Annotated in this window: 14 protein-coding genes and 1 pseudogene; 4 read left to right on the top strand and 11 right to left on the bottom strand. The window is 42.9% G+C overall.

What is annotated here, in order from left to right:
* Positions 1 to 18 precede the first annotated feature (18 nt).
* Positions 19 to 1,113: a phosphotransacetylase family protein gene (locus tag RMY27_RS20420; RefSeq protein ID WP_322666228.1), complete on the bottom strand. Its 1,095-nt coding sequence runs from the start codon at positions 1,111 to 1,113 to the stop codon at positions 19 to 21.
* A gap of 370 nt (positions 1,114 to 1,483) precedes the next feature.
* On the opposite strand from RMY27_RS20420, the pseudogene RMY27_RS35575 reads away from it, so the two are divergent.
* Positions 1,484 to 1,600: pseudogene (locus tag RMY27_RS35575) on the top strand (pentapeptide repeat-containing protein); the annotation flags it as partial.
* Between the two features lie 40 nt (positions 1,601 to 1,640).
* On the opposite strand, the gene RMY27_RS20415 reads toward RMY27_RS35575, so the two are convergent.
* The 4 genes from RMY27_RS20415 to RMY27_RS20400 form a co-directional block, all read right to left on the bottom strand.
* Complete coding sequence (locus RMY27_RS20415; RefSeq protein ID WP_194045060.1) at positions 1,641 to 2,018, bottom strand: response regulator transcription factor; 378 nt, start codon at positions 2,016 to 2,018, stop codon at positions 1,641 to 1,643.
* 347 nt (positions 2,019 to 2,365) lie between these two features.
* A complete protein-coding gene (locus tag RMY27_RS20410; RefSeq protein WP_322666226.1) occupies positions 2,366 to 5,737 on the bottom strand; it encodes a PAS domain S-box protein in 3,372 nt (1,123 codons plus the stop codon).
* A gap of 13 nt (positions 5,738 to 5,750) precedes the next feature.
* On the bottom strand, positions 5,751 to 7,712 hold the full coding sequence (locus RMY27_RS20405) for an ATP-binding protein (RefSeq protein WP_322666224.1): 1,962 nt from the start codon (positions 7,710 to 7,712) through the stop codon (positions 5,751 to 5,753).
* Positions 7,699 to 7,866, bottom strand: coding sequence for a hypothetical protein (locus RMY27_RS20400; protein WP_322666222.1), 168 nt, complete (start codon positions 7,864 to 7,866; stop codon positions 7,699 to 7,701). The genes RMY27_RS20405 and RMY27_RS20400 overlap by 14 nt, the downstream gene beginning before the upstream one ends.
* A 218-nt stretch (positions 7,867 to 8,084) precedes the next feature.
* Here RMY27_RS20400 and RMY27_RS20395 point away from each other — a divergent pair, with 218 nt between their 5' ends.
* Positions 8,085 to 8,243 carry a hypothetical protein gene (locus RMY27_RS20395; RefSeq protein WP_322666220.1) on the top strand — a complete coding sequence of 53 codons (159 nt, stop codon included), beginning with the start codon at positions 8,085 to 8,087 and terminating at the stop codon, positions 8,241 to 8,243.
* 6 nt (positions 8,244 to 8,249) lie between these two features.
* Here the strand turns inward: RMY27_RS20395 and RMY27_RS20390 are convergent, their stop codons facing one another.
* Complete coding sequence (locus tag RMY27_RS20390) at positions 8,250 to 8,750, bottom strand: fatty acid hydroxylase (protein WP_322666218.1); 501 nt, start codon at positions 8,748 to 8,750, stop codon at positions 8,250 to 8,252.
* A 1,140-nt stretch (positions 8,751 to 9,890) separates the two neighbouring features.
* Between RMY27_RS20390 and RMY27_RS20385 the strand changes: the two genes are divergently transcribed.
* Complete coding sequence (locus tag RMY27_RS20385; protein WP_094348756.1) at positions 9,891 to 10,037, top strand: ribbon-helix-helix protein, CopG family; 147 nt, start codon at positions 9,891 to 9,893, stop codon at positions 10,035 to 10,037.
* A 497-nt stretch (positions 10,038 to 10,534) separates the two neighbouring features.
* Here RMY27_RS20385 and RMY27_RS20380 read toward each other — a convergent pair whose 3' ends face one another.
* Complete coding sequence (locus tag RMY27_RS20380; RefSeq protein ID WP_322666216.1) at positions 10,535 to 10,714, bottom strand: CopG family transcriptional regulator; 180 nt, start codon at positions 10,712 to 10,714, stop codon at positions 10,535 to 10,537.
* Positions 10,715 to 11,153: 439 nt separating this feature from the next.
* On the opposite strand from RMY27_RS20380, the gene RMY27_RS20375 reads away from it, so the two are divergent.
* Complete coding sequence (locus tag RMY27_RS20375) at positions 11,154 to 14,732, top strand: NB-ARC domain-containing protein (protein ID WP_322666214.1); 3,579 nt, start codon at positions 11,154 to 11,156, stop codon at positions 14,730 to 14,732.
* Positions 14,733 to 14,739: 7 nt separating this feature from the next.
* Here RMY27_RS20375 and RMY27_RS20370 read toward each other — a convergent pair whose 3' ends face one another.
* Genes RMY27_RS20370 through RMY27_RS20355 form a run of 4 tightly spaced genes read right to left on the bottom strand, consistent with a single transcriptional unit; the run spans position 14,740 to position 19,428 of the window.
* Positions 14,740 to 15,489 (bottom strand): SDR family oxidoreductase, encoded by a 750-nt coding sequence (locus RMY27_RS20370; protein ID WP_322666212.1) that lies wholly within the window; start codon positions 15,487 to 15,489, stop codon positions 14,740 to 14,742.
* A 16-nt stretch (positions 15,490 to 15,505) separates the two neighbouring features.
* On the bottom strand, positions 15,506 to 16,507 hold the full coding sequence (locus RMY27_RS20365; RefSeq protein WP_322666210.1) for an SGNH/GDSL hydrolase family protein: 1,002 nt from the start codon (positions 16,505 to 16,507) through the stop codon (positions 15,506 to 15,508).
* Between the two features lie 52 nt (positions 16,508 to 16,559).
* Complete coding sequence (locus tag RMY27_RS20360; RefSeq protein ID WP_322666208.1) at positions 16,560 to 17,657, bottom strand: 3-oxoacyl-ACP synthase III family protein; 1,098 nt, start codon at positions 17,655 to 17,657, stop codon at positions 16,560 to 16,562.
* 13 nt (positions 17,658 to 17,670) lie between these two features.
* A complete protein-coding gene (locus RMY27_RS20355) occupies positions 17,671 to 19,428 on the bottom strand; it encodes a ScyA-related TPP-binding enzyme (RefSeq protein WP_322666207.1) in 1,758 nt (585 codons plus the stop codon).
* Positions 19,429 to 19,612: the final 184 nt, after the last annotated feature.

Here is a 19,612-nt window from a genome sequence, read left to right as displayed (position 1 = left end):
AAGTTTGAGTTGATGAATCTAAGACAATGCCGCTGCGGGAGTTAAACCTAGTTTGGATAACAAGCGGTCAATGTCAAAATGCTCGGACATCAACTGACGAATATACTGAACCTTAATCGGCTCATGGACACGGACTTGACCAAAAGTGCGGTCAACAATTCCTACAGTAGTTAGGGTATCTAAGTCAACAGACAAAATGGGTATTTCTAGTTCTTCAGCACGACTGAGAATGAACGGTGGGGGTGGTAGTTGCCCAGTGAGAATTAAACATTGGGTAGAAGTTTCCAAAGCCGCTTGCTGAATTTCCACCCGATCGCCTCCTGTCACCACTGCCATATTCCGGCGTTTGCGGAAATATTTCACAGCTGAATTGACATTCATCGCTCCAATTGCCAGACTTTCTACCAACAAATCCATGCGATCGTTACGACAGAGAACATCAGCCTTTAACTGTTTGACTAGTTCGCCAACACTCACACTACGGAGCAAATCGCTGTTTGGCAGCATTGCTAGCACCGGAATACCTTGCTGTTCCAAAAATGGTAGCACGAGAGTTTCAACTGCTTCTAGTTGGGTGACAGGGATATCATTGATCACAGTTCCAATCAAGCGATCGCCCACACGCCTTTTAGCAGCTAACAGTGCCTCAACCGAAAGCAACGATTTATAGCGGGCTACTAACAGCACGCCAGCATCCAATACTTCAGCCATTTGCAGTAAAGACAAGTCAAACAAATTGCCTTCGGATAAATCACCAGGCCCCTCCAGTAACACCACATCTCCTTGAGATTTATGTAAATATTGCTGTATTAGGGACTGCTGATAATCGGTTTTGTCTTCCCCCCGTAAGCGCTTTTGCACATTTGGTTCATCCAAAGCCAGCATTGTTGGTGCAATGCGGTTTTCCGGCAAATTGAGGCTAAGAGCGATGAACTGGACATCTTCTTCAATTACGGTTCCACTAGACGAATTGAAAGACGTACCAAGTGGTTTACCGTAAGTAATATCCAGACCTTTTTGCTGTAGCTGATGAGACAAACCCAGAACAGTTGCAGATTTACCGCTGTAATTCTCGGTTGATCCAATCAGCAAATATTTAGGGGATTTTGGCACACATGCACTCCTAATTTCAAAAGTCAGAAGAACCCAGCTAGGTGTTTCCTAATTCTAGTTCCTTCTGGCAAAAGCCTCTCGCTCTCACAAATTAAGCTTTCCCAGAATTACCTTCTGAATCAGCAGGGGCAGGAGAAAGGTTTTCTTTCCTTGTGTCGGCTCTGCTAACCTGTACGCCTACCTTAAAGATTTGTCATTACCAACAAATAGCAAACTAAAAATCTAAGAGCTTCGTTGCTATAGAAGAGTTGGTAGGGTCAAAGGGGATTTGCCACAGATTGAGTGGGTTATCTTTATATGTGTTATTTGATGCAATAGGTAAGTTATGGATATTGAAGAATTGCTGGAAAGGTAAGCTGCTGGAGAAAGAAATTTTAGGGAGGTTGATTTGAGTAGCAGCGATTTGACTGGTGTAAATCTCAGTGGTGGCTACACTATTACGTATGAATTAGCACGGCAAATAAAGTACTGCGATCGCCTACGTTAAATTGGAAGCGATCGCAGATGAAAAGCCTTCATAAATTTCCTTAAAAACCCAACACCTGCATTGATTTTTCAAGTACTTCTTTGGGGCGAAATGGTTTAGTTAGATATAAATCTGCACCAACCTCAATTCCTTTTTGTTTATCAAATTCCTGTCCCTTAGCTGTCAAAATTATGATGTAGATGTCAGTCATTTGCAGGTCATGTTTTACAATATGGCAGACTTGCAGACCATTCATTTTCGGCATCATTACATCAAGAAAAACTAGGTTTGGTTTTTCAGTTTTAATAGTTTCGAGAGCTTCTTCTCCATTTCTAGCAGTTAGAAGTTCAACACCCTCATCTTCTAATGCTTCTAAGGCTTGTTCCATCAAAATCAAGATATTGGGTTCATCGTCAACAATTAAAATTTTCTGGGTCATGGGGATTGGTGATTGAGGATTGGGAAGCAATACGGTTCGGATAAGCATTTTGAACTCAGAATTACCTTTGGGGAAAAGGTTAAAGGTTAAGGGTTAAAAGTTTTTCCCCCTTTCCCTTTCCCCTTTAACCGAACCGTATTGGATTGGGAAGTGGGGATTGAGCATTGGGCATTGGGAATTAAAGATTGGGGATTAGAATAATGATTTAACCTGTTACGGACTTTGCTCGATTACCACGCAGTCGAAACTCAGTACAAGTGACCAATGACGGTCTACACGGAAAATAGTGCAATATTTAGGTGCGTTAGCTTACCAGTCCCCAGTCTTTAATCCCCACTCCCTAGCAATTACTGTTCTGACAGCATAATAAAAAATACATTTTCCAACTCCTTCTCAAACCGGAGGGTTTTCACCAAATCGGCTTCTTGAGAGAAGATAGAATCGATGATGATCATGTCAGGTTTGGCTGACAGGGCTTGATAAATACATTCTTGCGGATCGGAGGCTTCAATCACGCTGTATCCCTGAGTTTGCAGTACATCTGATAGGGTTTTTAAGGCTGATGCATTTTTATCTACAACCAATACCTTTTTACTAGAAGTGCCTTGGTAAAGCAGTGAGCCAATTTCGTTGAGGAGTTTTTCTGTGTCAATCGGCTTGGTGAGATAGCGATCGATGCCAATATGGTAGCCCCGTTCTTTGTTTTCAATAATTGACAGAATAATGATCGGAATGTCTGCGGTCTGAGGATCGTTTTTGAGAACGGCTGCCACATCGAAGCCATTGATTTGGGGCATCATCACATCCAAAAGAATCAGATCGGGACGGGCTATTTTGATTTGATGAATTGCATCCATACCGTCTTTTCCTTCGCGAACGTTGTAGCCTTCGTTTTCCAGTTGTTGACGAAGCAGTTCCCGAATATTAGCATCATCATCTACAACCAAAATGGTTTTACGGTTTTGGTTCAGCACAGCGTTTTTGGTGATGACGTGTTCTTTGAGTTGTTTGACTAGGGTATCCAAATTCAGATTAGCAGTGGTTTTTTGATCGCTGGCGTAGGTGGGAATGATGAACGAAAATATGCTGCCTTTACCTGGTTCACTCTCAACCCAGATTCTACCGCCGTGATGATCGACGATTTGTTTACAGATGGGCAGTCCTAACCCTGTGCCTTTGGGTTTGTCGGTGAGGGTGTCACCAACTTGGCGGAATTTCTCGAATACCTTCGGCTGGTCTTCAGGTGCAATCCCAATGCCTGTGTCGATGACGCTAATGCAAACACCGTCGTTTCCTTGTTTGACGCGACAGGTGACACAACCAGATTCGGTAAACTTAACGGCATTGGAAATCAGGTTGATTAAAACTTGCAGCAAACGGTTGCGATCGCCTACTATCTGAGGCAGTCCAGGTTCAATCTCGCTGACCAATTGCAAGCCATTGGTTTCAAATAACCCGGCGGTAGAATTGGTTGCCCAATCCAGTAATTCACTGGGATCGAGGGGCTGCATCTGCCATTCCACCTTACCTGCTTCCATCTTGGCGATGTCCAGAACATCGTTAATCAAAGATGTGAGCCGTTCTGCTTCCGACACAATAATGTTGAGATTGTCAGCCACCCGCTTAATCGTTTTCTGAAGCTTCCGGTCTTCGGTAGAAATCATTGGGAACACATCGGTTTCCAGCTTTTCTTGAATGATGGATGCAAAACCGAGGACAGAAGTTAGTGGCGTCCGCAGCTCATGGGAAACTGTTGAGATGAAGTCGGTTTTCATCTGGTCGATTTCCTTTTCTGCCGTCACATCCCGAATCAGCAGCGCCGAACCAAAGCAGGCAGCGGATTCTGAATCTGTCGTCTTTTTGAAAATAGCGGTTGCCACTGCCTGACCAATGCGTTCCTTGGTGAGTGCAACTTCGGCAGAGAACACTTCTCCAGGATGGGACTGAGTTCGTGCAATTAGGTCTGCTAAACCAGATATCGGTAGTCCTCGGTAATGACCATTAAGGGCGGTGGCTGTCAATCCATACATGGCTAAAAAGGCAGGATTGAAGTGGGTAATTTGTCCTGTAGTGTCTGCCACTAACAAACCATCTGCTAAGTTATCTAAAATGGCATTTAATCCCTGCGCTTCTGCTAGGGTATTTTGCAGGGCAGCTGTGCGATCGACAACTCTGGCTTCCAGTTCTTGATTCAGTTGGCGCAGAGCGATTTCTGCTTGTTTGCGGGCTGTAATATCGGTATTGATTTCTAGCATAGCGCAGGGCTGACCGGATAAATCTCGTTGCAAAGTCCAGCGGCTCTGAACGGTAATCGGTCTACCATCGCGCGTGATGTGTTCCAGTTCTCCTTCCCAAGTGCCCTCCCGGAGAAACTCTGATAGAATTTCTTCTAAAGGTTTTGAAAAGGTTGATTTTAGAAATGCGTGAATGTATTGGTCTTTCACTTCCTCACGCGTCCAACCGTAAAGCCTTTCAGCACCTTGATTCCAGTGATAAATTTTGTCGTTCATGTCGCGGACAATGATGGCATCGCTGGAGTGATTCAACATATCCAATAAACGTTGATTTTCAGCTTCTGCCAGCTTGCGATCGTGAATATCAGTACAGGTGCCAATCCATTCCCGAATACTGCCGTCTTCTTCCAAGACGGGGGCACCACAGACAGAGAAGTAGCGGTATGTGCCATCCTTGCCATGCAGCCGATATTCGGTTTGGTAGATACCTCGGTTTGCCACAGCAGCATTCCAAACTTCTGTGGAGTTGGCACGGTCATCGGGGTGAATTGGATCGATCCAGCCCCAACCTTCAACTTCAGCTTCGCTCTGCCCCGTATAGTCCATCCAGGTGAGCATTTCACTACTTATTCCCAGCCCTTCCGGGGTAGCTCCCCAGACGATCTGTGAAGTAGCAGTTACTAACGAGCGATATCGTTCTTTAAGACGTTGATTTTCGGCTTCTGCCAGCTTGCGCTCGTGAATATCGGTGCAGGTGCCAATCCACTCTCGGACGCTGCCATCTTCTTCTATAACGGGCGCACCCCAGACCCAAAAGTAGCGATAGTTGCCATCCTTGCCACGAATTCGGTATTCAATTTGATACATACTCAGGTTTGCCACGGCATTACTCCAGACTTCTCCGGTGTAGGCGCGATCGTCAGGATGAACGGCATCAATCCAGCCCCCATTTTCCGCTTCAGCTAGAGTTTGACCTGTATAAGCTATCCAGCTTGCCAGTTCAAAGCAAATTCCTTCTGGTGTACTTACCCAGACAATTTGTGTATTAGCAGTTACTAGAGAGCGGTATCGGGCTTCACTCTGTTTCAGGATTTGCTCATGATGTTGGCGTTCCTGCTGAACGCGTCGAAGGTCGCTCATATCCTCCACGCTAGACCAGATCAGCTGCTCTCCATCTTTCTCAATCATCAGTCCAGAGATCCTGACTGAAACCAGATGCCCATCTTTGTGGATTAACTCCTTCTCATAAGGACCATAGCGACCAGTTTGTTCTAGGTTCTCTAGCGTAGCTTGGTCGGCGATCGCATAGTTTTCAGGAGTAATCTGGTGATAGTTAAGATTCAAGGTTTCTGGAACAGTGCGCCCCAAAATCGCAGCATAGGCGGGGTTGATGTTAATTAGTGTCCCATCTGTTCGGCATAGTACTAGCCCAACAGGACATAGTTCAAATAGCTGACTGTTGGATTCATCAAGTTGTTTAAACATGGTTGAGGTTTCTTTAGTGGCGTGTTTGAGTAGGGTTAGAACAACAAAACCAAGACAATAAAGTGGCGTAAAGCTTTAACGAAATTGGGTGGTGTTGAAACATCTGGTAAATTTGATCGGGTGATGCACCTTCTACAGCTGGACTGTGCTGCGAAAGTCGCTGGATCAATTGAGTGTGGCGGATCAGCAAATCCGTTGGTTTGAGCATTGGGGCTGTTGATGGAATGAAGCCGTCGGCATCGGAAGTGGAGGATAATTCGGTTGTAGGAACTGGCGACTCAGAAGCGCTATTTTGTTCTTCAGCAGCGTCTGCCAATGCACAATTGACTGGAATCTGAATCCAGAATTCTGTGCCTTCACCCGGTTGAGAACGACACTTAAGCATTCCCCGATGTTTGTTTACAACAATTTGGTAGCTGATTGCCATGCCTAACCCGGTTCCCTTGCCAACATCTTTCGTGGTGAAGAAGGGATCGTAAATGCGACGGATTACTTCCTCCTTCATACCTGGGCCGTTGTCGGCAATGCGAATCACAACCCACTGGTTGTCGAGGAATTCAGTACGAATGGTGATTTGCCCCGTAGGGAGAGATATTTCTTCATTGCCCATTCCCTCCTCTAGAGCATCAATGGCATTTGCCAGGATGTTCATAAATACCTGATTCAACTGTCCGGGGTAGCATTCTATCAAGGGAAGTTTGGCATAGTCTTTAACAATTTCAATTTTCGGTCGGCGAATAGCCGCTTTCAGGCGATGGTGAAGAATCATCAGCGTCCCATCAATGCCATCGTGGATGTTGACAGCTTTCATTTCTGCTTCGTCATGGCGGGAGAAGTTTTTCAGGGATTGGACAATTTCTACGATGCGACCTGTGCCTAGTTTCATCGAATCTAGCAGTTTGGGGAGATCCTGCATGATAAATTCCAGGTCTATATCGTCTAACTCTGATTCCAGTTCTGGAGGAGCAACAGGTAGGAATTTCTGATACTTTTCTAATAGGTGCAACAAATCTTGGGCGTATTCGGCAACATACCTTAAATTGCCGTAAATAAAATTAACCGGGTTGTTGATTTCGTGGGCAACTCCGGCAATGAGTTGTCCTAGACTGGACATTTTTTCGCTTTGGATCAATTTAGTTTGGGCCAATTGCAACTCATGGAGAGCTTGCTGAAGCTTCTGTGTTTGGGCTTTTGCCTGGACGGCGGCTTGAGTGCTTTGCTCGTAAAGCACAGCTTTGTCAATAGCGATCGCTGTTTGAGAGGCAAAGATACTTACCAGTTTCAGGTGTTCAGCCTTGTATGAGTCAGTTTTGGCCGTTCCAATAGCGATCGCTCCCAGTACCCGCTCTTTGGCTCGTAAAGGTACACAAATCATCGCACTAACCTTTTTTTGCCCCTCTAATCGCGGATCGGCTTGCACATCATTGACGAGTTCTGCCCGGTTGGATTGCACAATGTTACCGATAATTCCCTTACCCGGTTCTGGCTGATTGTGGTCAAAAAACACTCCGAATTCGGCAATAATTTCAAACGCACTTGCATCTGGACTCAAAAGCAGAATCATCCCCGCAGATGATTCAATTAATTGACTCAATTCTTGAAGCACAAGTTGGGCAATCTGTCGCGTATCTAAACTTGTTGTCAGTTGAGTCGAGATATCGTCAAACAAATCAATTTCCTGATATCGCTCTAGCAATTCTTTGGCGAGTACTTTCTTTTCAGCTTCCTGCTTTGCCAGAAATGAGAGCAAATTTGCAAGTAGAGTTGCCTGTTCTTGCCCAACAACCCAACCGATGATTTCTCCTGAAACCTCGATTGGATATCGATTTTCTACAGTTTGCTCCCCAATGCTAATCAGTTTCGTGCCGTCTACCAGTTCAACATCAATCGCGATGTTGAACTGGTAGACTAAGTTATGAATAAGAGATGGCAACTCTTTTTTGTTGAGCATCTTTCTGAGGCTAACTGCGGGCATGAAACACCTCATCTAGAGCAGATTGCAAATTTTTAGCAATCAGTGTTGATTCGTTGGCGTAGTCTCTCAAAGAGACACCTACACTGTATTGCAATTCACCCCTTTGCATAAGCAAGCTACGCCTAGTATCTCCCGAAAAGAAAGGAATTGTCATAAAAATCTAGGGATATAATATATTTACTAATTAAGACTAGTTTTCCCAAAAACATTAGTGATATAACAGTGAAGTCGAGCGGTAGTGAATACCTTTAAACTCTGTACCAGAGGCATTCTTACGTTCTTATAACTCGCTTACTGTTTGAATTCTAGAATAACTATAAGTAAAAATTTTTTAATTAGATAAAAGCATAGATTTAAATCTATGGTAAATTCATGTCTCTTGTCGCTACTCCTCATAAATTGGGAATTAGCTTTATGAGTATATTAGGTGAGCGCATTTATGAGAGTAGAATAATTTTCTTAAGTCTACTAAAAGAAGCTGCGATCGCAGCTTCTTTTAGTAATTTTAAAAAGTATTTATGTAAGCGCTAATTTTAGTTATATCCGAGAATCACGAAAACGAAGTCTGAGTAGTCGCAGCCAGCGTAACCACATTTGTGCTGGTTGTTCAAAGAAGGTGAAAATATCGCCGAAACCTAAATTAGTTTTGTGATGATGTAACCAGTGTCTCTCAGGAGTGGTAATAAATAGAATTTGACATAAAATATTTACAGGCTTTGGAGTTTGCCAACCCAGTACACTTATGTGTCTCCACCATACATGAAACTGACCAAACAGTAATCCAGAGATAACGCCAATCGGAGAGAAAGACCACAAGACTACTGCTATAAGTACATAAGGTAAAGCTCCCAAGATTCCATCTAAAAGAACTTGGTGATTAAAAGTCAAAATAGCGTAGTGGCGGAAGTCTTTCTTCCAGGAGTGGTGCGTTTTTAAATGAAGGCTACCAAAAACGTGCTCGGGTACGTGATAAAAGAATGTAGATAAAAAATCGCCAAAAAACAATAATAACCAAGCAACAGCGATAGCCTCAAGCATTTGTACTCCTCAAGAATAGTTAAGAAAACTCCACAGAAAATATGCAAATGTCATGCTGTGGACGTAGAACCCAATACGGTTCGGATAAGCATTTTGAACTCAGAATTACCTTTGGGGAAAAGGTTAAGGGTTAAAGATTTTTCTTCCCCTTTCCCCTTTAAGCGAATCGTATTAGGACATAGACACCTAGTTTTCCGCCATTCAAGCAGCATCTGTGCGTCTCATGTGCCTACACTCCAGGTAATTTGGCTCGGAGTATATGTAATTAGGTCAGTTGCAGTTTCTATGAATCTCCGATCCTTAATGCACTAATCAGCAACTCGTAAGAACCTCCAATTTGACTTTTAGCTCTGGGTTAATGGTATTAATACATCTAAAACCCGATTGAAATACAGTATTTTACCATAGTTACTACACAATCTTCTTACTAAGGCATACAGCGTAAGCAAAGGTTGAGTTAAACTTAGTACAAATTTAGGTTAAGGCTTTCTGCAATATTGTTAATTACAAATTAATTACAATTAAGCTTCAAGTAGGACTCTAATTAGAATAGTATAAATAGATATTCTGCCAATATTCATTCAGTTATTGATATGAATTAAGCAGCTTTACAACTTAATTTAAATGCTATAAAAATTGGATAATCTAGAATTAACTAGATGCCATAGATATTTTTTGTAAATCGAGTAATAATATCGCTCTAAACCTACACTTTCAATGATGAATGAATATTGAATAGACAAGGATATTTTTATAATTTATCTTTATTTGCCAAGTGCGCTGTAATTCGCTAACTCTAGACTATTCGCTCGCTCTTGTTGTAGACACTGGCGACTTTATGTGTCGCCCTTGTCCTGTGGTTGCTGCTGCACATAGCTTGCTACGCCCAGTAAACGTGTAGGTATGAGATTACAGCCTAAGTTAAAAGGGATAAAAAATTAAATGATAAAGTACCAAATATTGATTATTCCTCTATCATTTATAGACAAGTTAGTAAATCAGTAAAGCACATCTGCAATATTTATTTACAACGTGTCCTATTGAAAGGGTATATCAGTATATCCAAAATTTAGGTTACTTTCCAGTTGGAAGGTAAAATCAGGATTTGAAGTGATGATTACACGATTTATCTGTTTCAGTATGAACAAAAAATGGGCAGTCAAGCGAATCACTATAAACCTGGCATCAAATGAAGCCAAAAACCTTGAAAAATATTGTGAACAGACAGGCAGACCAGCAACAGATGTAATTAGAGAACTTATTCGAGCCTTGCCACTGACTAAATAAAAGTAGATTTGCGAACAATTTTACCTTGGTTCATTTTCAAGATATAAGCATTAGAATTTGGTTTAATTGGAGGCCTTAAATTAAGAGGTAGTAATTTTTTGTGATGATTGAGAGGAATGTAAAAATTTAGTTTCTGGCGTGCTGCACCCATTTACGATGGGCGCAACGCGCCGAAAATAAGATGACACGATCGCTATTATTGAGTTGCACAACGAGGAGTGAGAGAATATTTTTTTGGTTCGGTGACTATCCTTATTCTGTCGTCATCTTCGTCATAAAATAATCTCTAGCCCATATTGTTCCAAATTTTCGCAACAAACAACAGCATTGAGGTAGCAAATATACAGTCGTCAGGATCTAATCTATGATTACTGCTCTTGCAATTACTCACGTCAAAGTCAAATTGGAAACCTTTATCCAAATCTGCAACGCCTTCTACTAAAGCTATAACTCTTCTGGACTGGCGCTTTTCAGACTTGGCGTCAACGTTCAACAGGTCAAGGCAAAGCTTGAATGAGTTCTCGAATCACGTCTATAGGTAGTTTGCCTGTTTGTTCACAATACTTTTCAAGGTTTTGGGCTTCATCTGATGCCAAGTTTACAGTAATTCGCTTAAGCGCTCTTTTTTGACTGGAGGTTGTCAAACGGGTAAATTTAAGTGCAGCAGTTTTATTCATTGATTGATAAGCTAGATATATACAAACTTTCCTTATCAAGATTGCCAATTCTGAGCTATCTTTACCAGTGAAAATCGAGATTTTGAGATTGAACTTAAGCTTTACGCCCCAAAAGTATTACGTAAAATCCGAGGTATTAAAAAATTAATACATACGTAGTAATTCTCCCATTAGCAAGTGCAATAAATAAACTTTTGGCTGAAGAGATGATATTAGCAATGCCCTACAGCCCAAGTAGCCTTTTGAGCAGCAGAGTTGAGTTACTGAGATAAGTGGATATATGACGTAGTTTTTGTTACTTAAGACAGGAAGTATAGCTGTTTTGAATCCTCAGCAACATGAGATTATTCGTTTGCTATGGCTATTACCCCATATCCATAACAACCTAGTAGATAATTCCTTTTAATAAAAAGTGATTAAACGAACAGTGAGTTAATACATGACTTTACAGAATTGGAGACGTAAGCGTGGCGTTGCACTTACTACTAAGGGTTTACAAAAAATTAAAGAAGCAAAGCATCAGTCAGAAGCAAAAGAAAATTTTGGAAATAGATACACTCTTGAAGAAATGAGTGTACGTTCTGGTTTATATTCCGCCACCATCTCGAAAGTATTGAATCGGGAAGGAGGAGTTGATAAACAGACTATTGAGAAGCTTTTTTCAGTTTTTAACTTAAAAATAGATAAAAGTGACTATTCAAGCTCAAATACTCGTCTAGATTGGGGAGAAGCTATCTTTAACTCAACTTTTTACGGGCGTATAGAAGAACTGATTACACTAGAGCAATGGATTCTCAATGAACACTGCCAATTGGTTGCACTATTGGGAATAGGAGGTATTGGAAAAACAGCACTGTCTGTAAAGTTTGCTCAGAAAATTCAGGACAACTTTGAGTATGTGATCTGGCGATCGCTACGAGAAGCACCGCCTGTTAAAATTATTCTGGGTAACTTAATCCAATTTCTATCTGACGAACAGGAAACAGAAAGTAACTTACCAGAAAGTTTTAGCGATCGGGTATCACGACTACTCTATTATTTAGAAAATAATCGCTGTTTAGTGATCCTTGATAATGCAGAATCAATTCTCCGCAGTGGTAGCCGCGCCGGACTTTATCGAGAAGGGTATGAAGAATATGGTGAGCTTTTAAGACGGGTGGGAGAAGCAACTCACCAAAGCTGTTTAGTGCTGACTAGTCGTGAAAAACCCAGAGAAATAGCATTTTTGGAAGGACAAGCACTACCTGTTCGTTCATTGCCACTGAGTGGATTGAAGGTGGCGGAAGGGCAAGAAATTTTAAAATTCAAGGGACTCTCGGCGGCAGAAGATGAATGGAAAGTAATGATTGAACGTTACGCAGGCAATCCATTAGCCTTAAAGATAGTTGCCACGACTATTGAAGATGTTTTTGATGGTAATGTGACTGGGTTTTTACAACAAGACACAGCTGTTTTTGGAGACATTCGCGATATCTTAGAGCAGCAGTTTGAACGCTTGTCAGATTTAGAAAAGGAAATAATGTATTGGCTAGCGATTAATCGTGAGCCAATGGCGCTTCCAGAATTGCGAGATGACATTATATCACAAGTACCGCAAGCAAAATTAATGGAGGCTGTGGAATCTCTGGTAAGGCGATCGCTAATCGAGAAGACATCTTTACGAGACGCTGCGCGAACGCTAATGCCAACGCCGACGCTGATTGAGAAAAGTGCAGCCTTCTTCACATTTCAGCCTGTGGTCATGGAGTATATAACTAGTAGATTAATAGAACAGGTCTGTGAAGAGATTGTCACTCAGAATATTCATTTGTTTAGGTGTCATGCTTTAATGAAGGCGACGGCTAAAGACTATGTTAAGGATACTCAAGTTCGTCTTATCATCAAACCAGTTATAGATGGCTTATTTCATGGCTTAAGAAGTAAAAGAAAAATTGAAAATCAGTTAATTCAAATTCTTACAAAACTGCAAGAAGAATCTCCTTTAGAACCAGGGTATACGGCTGGCAATATTCTCAATCTGCTCTCTCATATACAAACTGATGTCAGTGGCTATGATTTTTCTCACCTAACTGTTTGGCAAGCAGATCTACGCAACGTAAATTTACGCAATGTAAATTTCACTTACGCCAATCTAGCTAAGTCTGTTTTTGTTGAAACCCTGGGAGGAATTCATTCGGTAGCATTTAGCCCTAATGGAAAACTCTTGGCTACGGGAGATACTAGTGGTGAGATTCGCCTGTATCAGGTTGCGGATGGAAAACAATTGCTTATCGTCAAGGGGCACACAGGTTTTATCTGGCCAGTAGCTTTTAGTCCCGATGGTCATATTTTTGCTAGTGGCGGTGATGACCAAAAGGTCAAGCTATGGGATACTAATACGGGGCAATGCCTTGCAAATTTGCAAGGTCATAGTGGTGGGATCTGGTCAATTGCTTTCAGCCCAGACGGTCACCTGCTTGCAAGTAGCAGTGAAGACCATACCGTGAAGCTGTGGGATACTAGGAGCGCGGAATGCCTTAAAACTTTGCGGGGACATAGTAATCGCGTTACATCAGTCGCCTTCAGTACTCAAGGTACTATGCTTGCCAGTGGCAGTGACGATCAAACTGTGAAGTTGTGGGATACTAGCAGCGGTCAATGCCTCAAAACTATGCAGGTTGAGAATAGTGGGAGTAAATCAGTTGCTTTCAGCCCGGATTGTCAAACTCTGGCTAGTGGCTGTCATAACCAAATTGTCAGGCTATTTGATGTCAGTACAGGTCAATGCTTTCAGACTTTGTATGGTCATACTGATTGCGTAAATTCTGTTGCCTTCAGTTATGATGGTCAGATGCTGGCAAGTAGCAGTGATGACCAAACGGTGAAACTCTGGGATACAAGTACTGGTCGCTGCCTTACCACTCTACACGGACATAATAGCAGGGTTTGGTCAGTCGCGTTTAGTCCAGAAGGTAAGACGCTGGTAAGTGGCAGCGATGACCAAACTGTAAAGTTATGGGATGTCAGTATTGGTCAATGCCTTAAGACCTTTCAGGGTTATTGTAATGGTATCTGGTCAGTAGCCTTCAGTCCTCAAGGTACTACACTTGCTAGTGGCAATAATGACCAAATGGTCAGGTTATGGGATGTTAATACTGGTCAGTGCCTCAAAACTTTGCGAGGACATAGTAATCGGGTCACATCAGTAGCCTTCAGTCCTCAAGGTACTATACTTGCCAGTGGCAGTGAGGATCAAACAGTGAAGTTGTGGGATACTAATACTGGCGAATGTCTCAAAATTTTGCTGGGACATAGTAATCGGGTTACATCAGTTGCATTCAGTCCCCAAGGTAGTATGCTTGCCAGTAGCAGTGAAGACCAAACAGTGAAGTTGTGGGATACTAAGACCTGGCAATGCCTCAAAACCTTACAAGGTCACACTCATTGGGTATGGGCAGTCGCTTTTAGCCAAGATAGTAAGATGCTGGTCAGTGTTAGTAACGACCAAACAGTAAGACTGTGGGATGTCAGCACTGGTCGTTGCCTTCAAACTATGTACGGTCATACTGACTGGATTTGGTCAGTCGCTTTAAGTCCTGATGGTAATATAGTGGCGAGTGGCAGCTTTGACCAAACGGTAAAACTCTGGGATGTCAGCACAGGTAAATGTCTTGGAACTTTATATGGGCATACTAGTGGGGTATACACAGTTGCCTTTCTGGATAATTGCACGCTGGCAAGTGGCAGCGGCGATCAAATGGTTAAGCTATGGGATCTTAACACAAGCAGTTGCGTAAAAACTTTGTTAGCACATACCAAGTTAGTGTGGTCGGTCGCTTTTAGCCCCGACGGTCAAACCTTGGTTAGTAGCAGTGAAGATGAGACTATTAAGCTTTGGGATGTCAATACTGGTATCTGCCTGAAAACTTTGAGAAGCTATAGACCCTACGAAGCTATGAATATTACCAAGGTGACAGGTTTAACTGAAGCTCAAAAAAGTACTCTGAAAGATTTAGGGGCGGTTGATAAACAGGAGTAGAGCACACTTACTGCGCGGTATATCCCCCATCAATTATCATATTATGCCCTGTAACAAAGGAAGCTACGTCCGAACACAACCATACCACAGCTTCTGCAACCTCCTCTGGCTTGCCAATACGTCCTACAGGATGCCCAGCTGCAACTTGAGCGAGTAGGTCTGTGGGCACATTTGCTAACATATCGGTTTCAATACTACCGGGACTTACAATATTAAGTCGGATGCCAGATTTAGCGTATTCTATTGCCGCTGATCGGGTTAAGGCAATAACTCCACCTTTAGTGGCACTATAGGCGGCAGTACCTGCGGCACCTATCACACCACCAACTGAAGCAACGTTTACAATTGCACCGCCCTCTTGTTTGAGCATCGTGCTAATCTCATACTTGAGGCAGAGCCACATTCCTTTGAGATTTACGTCGAACATTTGGTTCCAGTCTTCTTCTGGCATTTCAATGAGTGGTCTGAAAATTGCGCGTCCGGCATTGTTACAAGCGCAGTCCAAACGACCATAAGTATCCACTGTCTTGTTAACCAACGCTTCCACTTCAGTTACCCTTGATACATCGGTTTGAATAAAAATAGCCTCTCCTCCTGCCTCTTGTATGCGACGTACAGTCTCTTCCCCTTCGGCAATTCTACGGCTGGCAGCTACAACCTTTGCTCCAACACGTGCAAATGCGATCGCTGTTGCCCGACCAATGCCTGATGAAGCCCCAGTAACTAATGCTACTTTTCCATCAAATTGACCTGTCATGGATGTAACTTTCCCTCTAAATTGCTTTGTTCTGCATTAACTGATAATGGCGTTGCAGTACCGAAACTGCACCAAAAGCACTAAAAGCTAACACCCCTAACACATTAGAAGGTTCAGGGACAGACACTGGCTTCAGTACTGAAAATGCAGATTCTCCAATAAGCCGATGAGCTGCGGCTGTAGGATGAACTGGATCCCAAAATAAAAATTCGTCTGGATTACAGGCGACTGGTTGGGTGGGCAAATTTAAGGGCACTACTGATAAGTCTTGTATGCAATAGTTGGTAGCATTTGTCAGACCGAATTCCTTTGGTTCGGCGATTATCCTCCTAAATAAGTCATTAACATTGAAAGAAATAATGTTGACATCAGGGTCTAGTTGCTGGTTCAAAAAGTTGATGGTCGCGTTTAAGCTAGAATTATGTGCATCAGTCAACGTACTGAACAAGCTAGGTATTTGACTGTTGAAGTTTGCAACTGGAAACTTTCCCAAATCTGGCTGATTAACTAACAGAAAATCTTCAGCGCCTATGACAGCAAGCGATGTGACTGCTGCTGATATATTTGCAACTGCCTGATTAGGGTTGGGAACACCCCCTCCAAAGTAACTGAAGTAATCATTAGCACCAGCCCAGACGATATAAAGGGCGTTGGGATTAGCAGACGGATTTTCGGCTGTAAAGTTAGCGATCTGGGTTTGCAATCCGGGTAACGCAGGATCGCTAATGTTATTCACCCCGGTGGTAGCCCCTCCATAAGCAAAGTTATTGCGAGGATTGAAGGATAATCCTAATTCTTGTGCCAGGTATTCTACCCAAACTGGATCATTAGAAAAACGTCCATTAAAGTATGTTGAGCTTGGGGGAAAGGTTTTATTTGTGGCATTGAATGCATTTCCTGTGTCTGAAAAGCTGTCACCAAAAACATAAATATCCTCATAATTCTGTGCCGCTAAGATTTTAAGCGGAAACATGAAAGACAACAGGAAAAATCCTGTCGTCAGAATTGTTTTGTTCATTTAATTATTGACTACACTTTAAATCCTGGTGCGTATTTTAGCAGGAAACGAACTATTCAGGTTCATTGACTGGAACAGGACCTAGTGCCACACTGCCCCAGCGGATTACGCTTGCAGAGGCAGAACTGGCTGCACCAAAGCCATAGAGCAAAACCAAGTCATTTTCGTGAATTTTGCCAAGTTGAGTAGCGTGGTACAAATTGGCTAGGGTTAGCGCTGGTCCAATGTTTGCATAAAGAGGGTAGACATTGATTGTGCGTTCTGGGTCAATACCCAATACACGCGTACAGAAACTTGCAAACCAAGCAGTGGGAGTATTAAAAATAAAAAAGTCAATTTGCTCCAGGGTAACACCAGCAGCAGCAATAGCCCCCTTACAACAAGTAAGCAGTAAATCCGCAGCTGTTTCGCCGATCGCTTTATTCGTATCCTTGGGTACCTGCATTTGAAACCGTTGATTGCCTTCTTTGTCCTCAGTAAGTTTAAAAGACAATTGATCGCACAACATACTAGTATTAACCGTCTTTGTACCAAGAATGCCTTGGTCTGGTTTTAGTGAACTAACTAGGAAAGCTCCAGCACCATCGCTAAAAAACCATGAAAGAGTATCGTCTTTATCGAAGAAGCGAGAGTACGTACAAGAGATCGCCACTAGGACATTGCGGTGCATTCCTGCTTGTACTAAAGCACAAGCAGTTTGAAGGGCAATTAGGGTACTAGCACACGATCCATCAAGATTCCATGCGCCACACTGTAGTCCCAGTTGACGAGCAAGAAAGGCGGCATTGCCAAATCCGATTTGTTCAGGTAAAAAAGAGGCGACGAGCAGGAGATCTACGTCATTGACAGAAAGCTTTGCCGCTTTGATGGCATCCTTGGCTGCCCGATACTCCAGGGTCAGCGACGACTCACTAGGAGCAAGTATCCTCTGTTCAAAAGTGCCCCGAAAAGGATCTGAGAGATAAGGCATCATTTCTAACTCAAACTTGTTGCTAGGCGTGGAATTATTTAGAGAGATCATTCTTGCCAAGCTTTTTTGCTCTACTTGAGCCACTATCTCAGGATATTTTTCTTTGTAGTAATCTTTTGTACGTCTAATGCTAGGAAAGGTAACTGCTAGTGAGCAAATGCCCACAGAATGGTACACCATGTTTAAGGTTATTTCAATAATTTGTAGTGCTTTGAGAAATTAAGTTATTAATACGATTTGAAATCGGTGCCTTCCAACTTGGGTCGATTATTACATCAACAACGAACGGATTAGTTGAAACAAGGGCTTTCTCTAGCGCAGCTTGAATGTCAGACTCCCTTTCGACACGAATTCCATCGGCTCCCATCCCGCTGGCAATCTTAACGAAATCCGTCTGCGGAATTTCTACATTTACACCCTTGAACCCTTGCATTGTTGTTCCCTGCTTGCACATGTTATAGCGTGAGTCGTTAAGTACAATCCAGACAGCAGGAATCTGGTGTTGCACAGCTGTGCTTATCTCGTTATTCATAAGCATGGCACCATCTCCGACAATTGCGACAGCCTTGCCATTTCTTGCCAATGCCGTACCTACAACGCCCGTAACGAAATGCCCCATAGACCCGAAGCCAGTGCTGACCCGAAAGCGGCCTGGTTTAGTAAATCGCAGATGGTGAATTCCCCAGGCAAAGGAGTTACCCGATTCAGCCATTACTACTGCATCGCTTCCTTCAACAATCACTTGTTGAATCGCATCCATAAGTACTTTGGGTCGCACTAAACTGCCTGTACATGGCTTGATTAAATCAAGTTCAGGTCGAGGCAGCGTTACTGTTGTTGGGCGACTATTAGTTTCAGAAAAATGCTTCAACAGCTCCTTTATGAACACTTTTATGTCAGACTGGATAGCAAACGTCTTCGCATCTGGATATGCTGCTCCTGGGACATCTCGGTCAATGTCAATATGCAAAAATCCCCGCTGAGGAATCATTGTAGGGTTCCAGAACGATGTAAACTCACCAAGGCGCGTTCCCAGAACCAAAGTATGCAAAGGATAGTACTCTTGCATATATGTCAAAACTGACTTGTGTCCAGCAAAGCCCGTGACTCCTACAAATTGTGGATGATCTTCGGGAAAAATCCCCTTACCACGCGGCGAACACATTACCGTAGCTCCTGTTCTCTCTGCTAGCAGGCGAATCTCTTCGGCAGCATCACGCGCACCGTAGCCAACCCAGATGGCAAAGGGCCCTTCAGACAGTAACCGGACACATTCTGCAATTGTTTCTTCACTTGCTGTTGCTACAGCATGAGACAGAGTTACTCGTGGCAACGAAGTTGTTAGTGAACTTGTCTGGATATTTGTAGGGATACTTAGATACGCGACGAATCCTCCTGATTGTGCTAGCCCGAGGGCAAGCCTTCGAGAAATCTCTGTGAGTTCATCGCTACATTCGAGATTAGTTGCGTAATGGAATATTTGCCCTGAAGTAAAAATACTTGTGCTGGGCATAGTGTATGCGCTGGTTTCTTGGAAAGCCCAACGTCCCCGCTGTGGTGCTGAGGTTGAAGCTGACACAAGAATTACCTTAGCGCCCTCCCAACGAGCAGCTAATAGACCTGTCAAAGCGTTGGTGATCCCTGGACCAGTTGTAGTGAATACCACAACCGGGCGATCGCTAGCAAAATACGCCTCAATGGCTGCAAAAGCTGCTCCAGCTTCATGGCGAAAGTGCAGCACCTGGATGGAACTTTGATGTAATGCAGCCCATACTGGCGCGATCGCACCTCCCGAAACACCAAAGGCATACTGTACTCCCATATCTTCCAGGATTTTTACCACTGCCTCCGCTATCGAAAAAGTTTTGGATGGCTTGCTATGAGATGCCTGTTTACTTGAATTTAATTGTTTAGTGGTATTTGCTTGTGTATCCTGAAATTTAACATCCATACAAACTATACTTAGGAATAATTTCCTTTCTGGAATAACTATTATCCCACACCTATAAACTTAGTAATATTGTAATATCAATGTAATATGAATTTGCTTGGATAACGCCCATATAACTTCGGTTAGCACTGCTATCTAACGTAGGTATAAGGTAAAACCACCTTGGCGATTCACTTTGCCAATC

The organism is Nostoc sp. DedQUE09, assembly GCF_034530915.1.
Taxonomy (GTDB): Bacteria; Cyanobacteriota; Cyanobacteriia; order Cyanobacteriales; family Nostocaceae; genus Nostoc.
This window is presented reverse-complemented; position numbering and strand designations above follow the sequence as displayed.